Consider the following 6,185-nt stretch of genomic DNA (forward strand, 5'->3'; position numbering starts at 1 on the left):
CGGTGTTCCGTCCGCCGCTGGACATGGCCAGGCTGTTCGACGCCCCCGAGCTGGGCCCGACCGACGACGGCATCGGGTTGACGGTGCGGTACGTGACTCCGCACTCCAAGTGGTCGTTCCACTCCACCTATCAGGACAACCTGTACATGCTGACGCTGTCGCGCGGCGGCCCGACCATGTGGATGAGTCCCGGCGATGCAGCGAAAATCGGTGTGCACGACAACGATTGGGTGGAAGCGGAGAACGCCAACGGAATCTTCGTGTGCCGGGCGATTGTGTCGCAACGCATGCCTGACGGCGTGGTGTTCGTCTACCACGTGCAGGAGCGCACCGTGGACACCCCGCGCACCGAAGGGACCGGCAAACGCGGCGGCACCCACAACTCGCTGACCCGGGTGCGGGTCAAACCCAGCCACCTGGCCGGCGGCTACGGCCAGCACGCGTTCGCGTTCAACTATCTGGGTCCGACCGGCAACCAGCGTGACGAGGTGACCATCGTGCGTCGGCGCGCTCAGGAGGTGACGTACTGATGCGAGTCATGGCGCAGATAGCGATGGTGATGAACCTCGACAAATGCATCGGCTGCCACACCTGCTCGGTCACCTGCAAGCAGGCTTGGACTAACCGGGCGGGAACCGAATACGTGTGGTTCAACAACGTGGAAACCCGTCCGGGTGTGGGATATCCACGCACCTACGAAGACCAGGACCGCTGGCACGGCGGATGGACGCTGGGCAAGAAGGGCCGGTTGCAGCTGCGCGACGGCGGGCGGATCCACAGGCTGACCCGGATCTTCGCCAACCCGCGGCTGCCGCGGATGCGCGACTATTACGAGCCGTGGACCTACGACTACGAGAACCTGATTGCGGCTCCGCTGGGCGACACCCTCCCGGTGGCCAAGCCGCGCAGCCAGATCACCGGCGACGCGATGAAGGTCGAGTGGGGCCCCAACTGGGACGACAACCTGGCCGGGTCGCCGGAGATCCTGCCTGACGACCCGATCCTGAAGAAGATCAGCCAAGTCGGCCACGAGGTCAAAACCGAGTTCGAAAACACCTTCATGTTCTACCTGCCGCGGATCTGCGAGCACTGCCTCAACCCGTCGTGCGTGGCGTCCTGCCCGTCCGGCGCGATGTACAAGCGCAGCGAGGACGGCATCGTGCTGGTCGACCAGGACCGCTGCCGCGGTTGGCGGCTGTGCGTGTCCGGATGCCCCTACAAGAAGGTGTATTTCAACCACAAGACCGGCAAGGCGGAGAAGTGTCATTTCTGTTATCCGCGGATCGAGGTCGGCCTGCCCACTATCTGCTCGGAGACCTGCGTCGGCCGGCTGCGCTATATCGGGCTGATGCTCTACGACGTCGACCGGGTGACCGAGGCGGCGTCGGTGGCCAACGACACCGATCTCTATGAGGCGCAGCGCAGCGTCTTCCTGGATCCGACCGACCCGGAGGTGATCGCCGGCGCGCGGGCCGAAGGCATCTCCGACGAGTGGATCGAGGCCGCGCAGCGCTCACCGGTCTATGCGCTGATCAACACCTACAAGGTGGCGTTGCCGCTGCACCCGGAGTACCGGACCATGCCGATGGTCTGGTATGTCCCACCACTGTCGCCGGTGGTCGACGCGGTCAGCCGAGACGGGCACGACGGCGAGGACCTGGGCAACCTGTTCGGCGCGCTGGACGCGCTGCGCATCCCGATGGCCTACCTGGCCGAGCTGTTCACTTCCGGTGACACCACGGTCGTCGAGGCGGTGCTGCGCCGGCTGGCCGCGATGCGCTCCTACATGCGCGACATCAACCTCGGGCGCCAGACCCAACCGCACATCCCGGAGTCGGTCGGGATGAGCGAGGAAGAGATGTATGAGATGTATCGGCTGCTGGCGATCGCGAAATACGAGGAGCGCTACGTCATCCCGACCGCCTACGCCGAAAAGGCGCACGAACTGGAGCACATGGGCTGCTCGGTGACCTCTTACGAGGACTACAAGGAGCCGTTCGGCGCAGCCGAAGGCGAGGCGGGGGCGGTGCCGAAAGAGGCGTTCCACATCACCGAGAACGGCCCCCGCCGGAGGAAGACGAACCTGCTGGAGTGGGACGGCGGCGAGATACCGGGCGACATGTTCCCGGAACGGTCGACACCATGAAGCTGTCCACCCGTTCCCGGCACGAACAGGACGGCGGGCTCGCCGACCGGGCGGTGTGGCAGGCGGCGTCGCTGCTGCTGGCCTACCCCGACGAGGAGCACGGGCAGCGACTCGCCACCGTTGAGAACCTGATGGAACACCTGCACGGGACCGCGGCAGAGCTGTTGGGCCGCACCGTTGCCGCGCTGCGCGCCACGGACCCGATGACTGCCGCCACCGACTATGTGGACACCTTCGACCTGCGCCGCCGCTCGACGATGTACCTGACCTATTGGACCGCCGGCGACACCCGCAACCGCGGCATGCAGATTCTCGCGTTCGCCACCGCGTACCGGGAGGCCGGTGTCGAGCCGCCGAAAGACGAAGGCCCCGATCACCTGCCGGTGCTGCTGGAATTCGCTGCCACGGTCGACCCCGAGGCGGGGCGCCGGCTGCTGGTCGAGCACCGGGTGCCGATCGACGTGCTGCTGCGGTCGTTGACCGACGCCGGGTCGCCCTATGCGCACACCATCGCCGCGGTGTGCGAAACACTGCCCGCGGTGACCGATTCCGAGGTGCAACGGGCACAGCAGCTGGCGCAGTCCGGCCCACCGGCGGAAAGCGTTGGGCTGCAAACATTTACCTTGACCGTGCCGCCGAGGCGCACCGAGGAAGGATGACATGCTCGAGCTGGACGCCGCCCGGATTTTCTGGAATGTCGCGCCGTACGTGACGCTCGCGGTCTTCGCGGTGGCAACTTGGTGGCGCTACACCTACGACAAGTTCGGCTGGACCAGTCGGTCGTCGCAGCTTTACGAGTCCAGGTTGTTGCGGATCGGCAGTCCGATGTTTCACTACGGCGCCTTCGTGGTGATCGCCGGTCACGTGATGGGACTGTTCATCCCGCAGTCCTGGACGAAGGCGCTGGGGATGAGTGACCACGTCTACCACCTGCAGGCGCTGCTGTTGGGCCTGCCGGCGGGGCTGGCCACGGTGACGGGCCTGGGGTTGCTGATCTACCGGCGCAGGTCGCAGCGGTCGGTGTTTCTGGCCACCACCGTCAACGACAAGCTGATGTATGCGGTGCTGGTGAGCGCGCTGGTGGCGGGGATGGCCTGCACGTTGATGGGGGCCACCAACTACGGCGCGGCACACGACTACCGAAACTCGGTGTCGATCTGGTTCCGTTCCATCTGGTACCTGGATCCGCGGGGAGACATGATGGCCCAGGCGCCGATCTACTACCAGATACACGTGCTGATCGCGCTGACGCTGTTCATCCTGTGGCCATTCACCCGGCTCGTGCACGCCTTCAGCGCACCGATCTGGTATCTGTTTCGTCCCTATGTCGTCTACCGCAGCCGGGAGGCGGCGTCCAACGGCCAGCTGCTGTCGACCCCGCAGCGCCGCGGGTGGTGAGCACCAATGCCGGGCAGCACCGACAAAGCCGCCACCTCGGGCGGCGTCGACGGCCAGCACGCCGGCGACGGCGGCAGCCTGCCGGATGACGTCTACACCCGGTTGCTGGTGCTGCGCACTCGGCTGCGCCGCTTCCAGCGGTGGAGCGCCGACCAGGCGCAGGCGGCCGGTCTGACCCCGATGCAACACCAGCTGCTGCTGGCCATCCGCGGCCACACCGACTCGCGGGGGCCGACGGTCGGTGACGTCGCCGAGTACCTGTTGCTGCGTCACCACAGCGCCGGCGAGCTGATCCAGCGGGCGGAGGCGGCCGGGCTGGTCAACCGGGTTCGCGACGCCGACGACCGGCGGGTGATCCGGCTGCGGATCACCGAGGCGGCGGCGGGGCGGCTCGAATCGCTGACCGCGCTGCACCTGGAAGAGGTCAAACGGATGACCGCCGAATCACCGCTCGGTGTGTAGCCGAGCACGTTTTCGGGATCGGTGCCCACGCTGCGAGAATCGGCCGGTGAACTCCTGCGCTTTCCGCAACGTCGCCATCGTCGCCCATGTCGACCACGGGAAAACCACCCTGGTCGACGCCATGCTGCGCCAGTCCGGTGCGCTGCACGAACGCGGCGAGGCCCAAGAACGCGTGCTGGACACCGGCGATTTGGAGCGGGAAAAAGGCATCACCATTCTGGCCAAAAACACGGCGGTACACCGCGTGCATCCGGACGGCACCGTCACCGTCATCAACGTCATCGACACACCCGGTCACGCTGACTTCGGCGGCGAGGTGGAGCGCGGGCTGTCGATGGTCGACGGGGTGCTGTTGCTGGTCGACGCGTCCGAAGGCCCGTTGCCGCAGACCCGGTTCGTGCTGCGCAAGGCGCTGGCCGCGCACCTGCCGGTGATCCTGGTGGTCAACAAGACCGACCGCCCCGACGCGCGGATCGCCGAGGTGGTCGAAGCCTCCCACGACCTTCTGCTCGACGTGGCCAGCGACCTGGACGACGAGGCCCAGCGGGCCGCCGAGCACGCGCTGGGCCTGCCGACGCTGTATGCCTCGGGGCGGGCCGGGGTGGCCAGCACCATCGCACCCGCCGACGGCCAGATCCCCGACGGGGACAACCTCGACCCGCTGTTCGACGTGCTGCAGCAGCACGTCCCGGGCCCGTCCGGCGACCCGGACGCCCCGCTGCAGGCGCTGGTCACCAACCTCGACGCGTCGACCTTCCTGGGCCGGCTGGCCCTGATCCGCGTCTACAACGGGCGCATCCGCAGGGGCCAGCAGGTGGCGTGGCTGCGCGAGGTCGACGGGCAGCCCGTCGTCGCTGCCGCCAAGATCACCGAGCTGCTGGTCACCGAGGGTGTGGACCGCACCCCCACCGACGAGGCTGCGGCCGGCGACATCGTCGCGGTCGCCGGCATCGGCGACATCATGATCGGCGACACCCTAGCGGACCCAGCGGACCCAGCCGACCCAGCCGGCCCGGCCGCCCCGAAAGCGTTGCCGCGCATCACGGTCGACGAACCCGCGATTTCGGTGACAATCGGCACCAACACCTCACCGCTGGCCGGCAAGGTGTCCGGGCACAAGCTGACCGCCCGCATGATCCGCAACCGGCTGGACGCCGAGCTGGTGGGCAACGTGTCGATCCGGGTCCTCGACATCGGCCGGCCTGATGCCTGGGAGGTGCAGGGCCGTGGCGAGCTCGCGCTGGCGGTGTTGGTCGAACAGATGCGCCGGGAGGGATTCGAGCTGACCGTCGGCAAGCCGCAGGTGGTGACCAAGACCATCGACGCCCAACTGCACGAGCCGTACGAGGCGTTGACCATCGACTGCCCGCACGCCTACGTGGGCGCCGTCACCCAGCTGATGGCTGCCCGCCGGGGCCGCATGGTCGAAATGACCAATCACGCCACCGGTTGGGTACGGATGGATTTCGCCGTGCCCAGCCGCGGCCTGATCGGTTGGCGCACCGACTTTCTCACCGAAACCCGCGGCACCGGCATCGCCAACGCGGTGTTCGATGGGTACCGGCCGTGGGCCGGCGAGATCCGAGGGCGGCACACCGGCTCGCTGGTGAGCGACCGGGCCGGCACGATCACGCCGTATGCGCTGGGGCAGCTGGCCGACCGCGGCACCTTCTTCGTCGAGCCGGGTCAAGACACCTACGAAGGCATGGTGGCCGGGATCAACCCGCGACCCGAGGACCTCGACGTCAACGTCACGCGGGAGAAGAAGCTGACCAACGTGCGGTCGTCGACGGCGGACGTCCTCGAGACGCTGGCCAAGCCGATCGAGTTGGACCTCGAGCAGGCCATGGAGTTCTGCGCGCCCGATGAATGTGTCGAGGTCACCCCGGAGGTGGTACGGGTGCGCAAGGTGGAGCTCGACGCCACTCAGCGCGCCCGCAGCCGGGCTCGCGCCAAGACCCGCGTGGTGATGCGCGGGCGCCCGATACCCTGATGGGCGTGTCGCAATCAGCTCGCCGCGCCCGCACGACGGCCGGCGCGCTGGTTTCGTCCTGGATGTTGCTGGTCTCCGCGTGTACGGTTAACCCGCCGCCGGCGCCGCAGAGCACCCGCACCACCGAAAACGTCCCCCCGCCGCCGGTGCGGATCAGCCAAGTCATCATGGGTGTCGACTCGATCG

At 67.6% G+C, this 6,185-nt stretch carries 7 protein-coding genes; all 7 read left to right on the forward strand.

Going from position 1 to position 6,185, the window contains the following annotated elements:
- A partial coding sequence (locus AC2VOP_RS04730; protein WP_486959870.1) for a molybdopterin dinucleotide binding domain-containing protein occupies nucleotides 1-530 on the forward strand: 530 nt, incomplete at its 5' end.
- Nucleotides 530-2,146 (forward strand): nitrate reductase subunit beta, encoded by a 1,617-nt coding sequence (gene narH / locus AC2VOP_RS04735; protein ID WP_486959871.1) that lies wholly within the window; start codon nucleotides 530-532, stop codon nucleotides 2,144-2,146. The genes AC2VOP_RS04730 and narH, both read left to right, overlap by 1 nt.
- Complete coding sequence (gene narJ, locus AC2VOP_RS04740) at nucleotides 2,143-2,805, forward strand: nitrate reductase molybdenum cofactor assembly chaperone (protein ID WP_486959872.1); 663 nt, start codon at nucleotides 2,143-2,145, stop codon at nucleotides 2,803-2,805. Before narH ends, narJ begins: the two co-directional genes overlap by 4 nt.
- 1 nt (nucleotide 2,806) lies before the next feature.
- On the forward strand, nucleotides 2,807-3,544 hold the full coding sequence (gene narI, locus AC2VOP_RS04745) for a respiratory nitrate reductase subunit gamma (RefSeq protein ID WP_486959873.1): 738 nt from the start codon (nucleotides 2,807-2,809) through the stop codon (nucleotides 3,542-3,544).
- Between the two features lie 6 nt (nucleotides 3,545-3,550).
- Nucleotides 3,551-4,006, forward strand: coding sequence for a MarR family winged helix-turn-helix transcriptional regulator (locus tag AC2VOP_RS04750; protein WP_486959874.1), 456 nt, complete (start codon nucleotides 3,551-3,553; stop codon nucleotides 4,004-4,006).
- Between the two features lie 46 nt (nucleotides 4,007-4,052).
- Nucleotides 4,053-5,999 carry a translational GTPase TypA gene (typA, locus tag AC2VOP_RS04755; RefSeq protein WP_486959875.1) on the forward strand — a complete coding sequence of 649 codons (1,947 nt, stop codon included), beginning with the start codon at nucleotides 4,053-4,055 and terminating at the stop codon, nucleotides 5,997-5,999.
- On the forward strand, nucleotides 5,999-6,185 hold a 187-nt coding region (locus tag AC2VOP_RS04760), incomplete at its 3' end, for a hypothetical protein (RefSeq protein WP_486959876.1). The genes typA and AC2VOP_RS04760, both read left to right, overlap by 1 nt.

This window comes from Mycobacterium sp. TH-M106 (assembly GCF_057473765.1).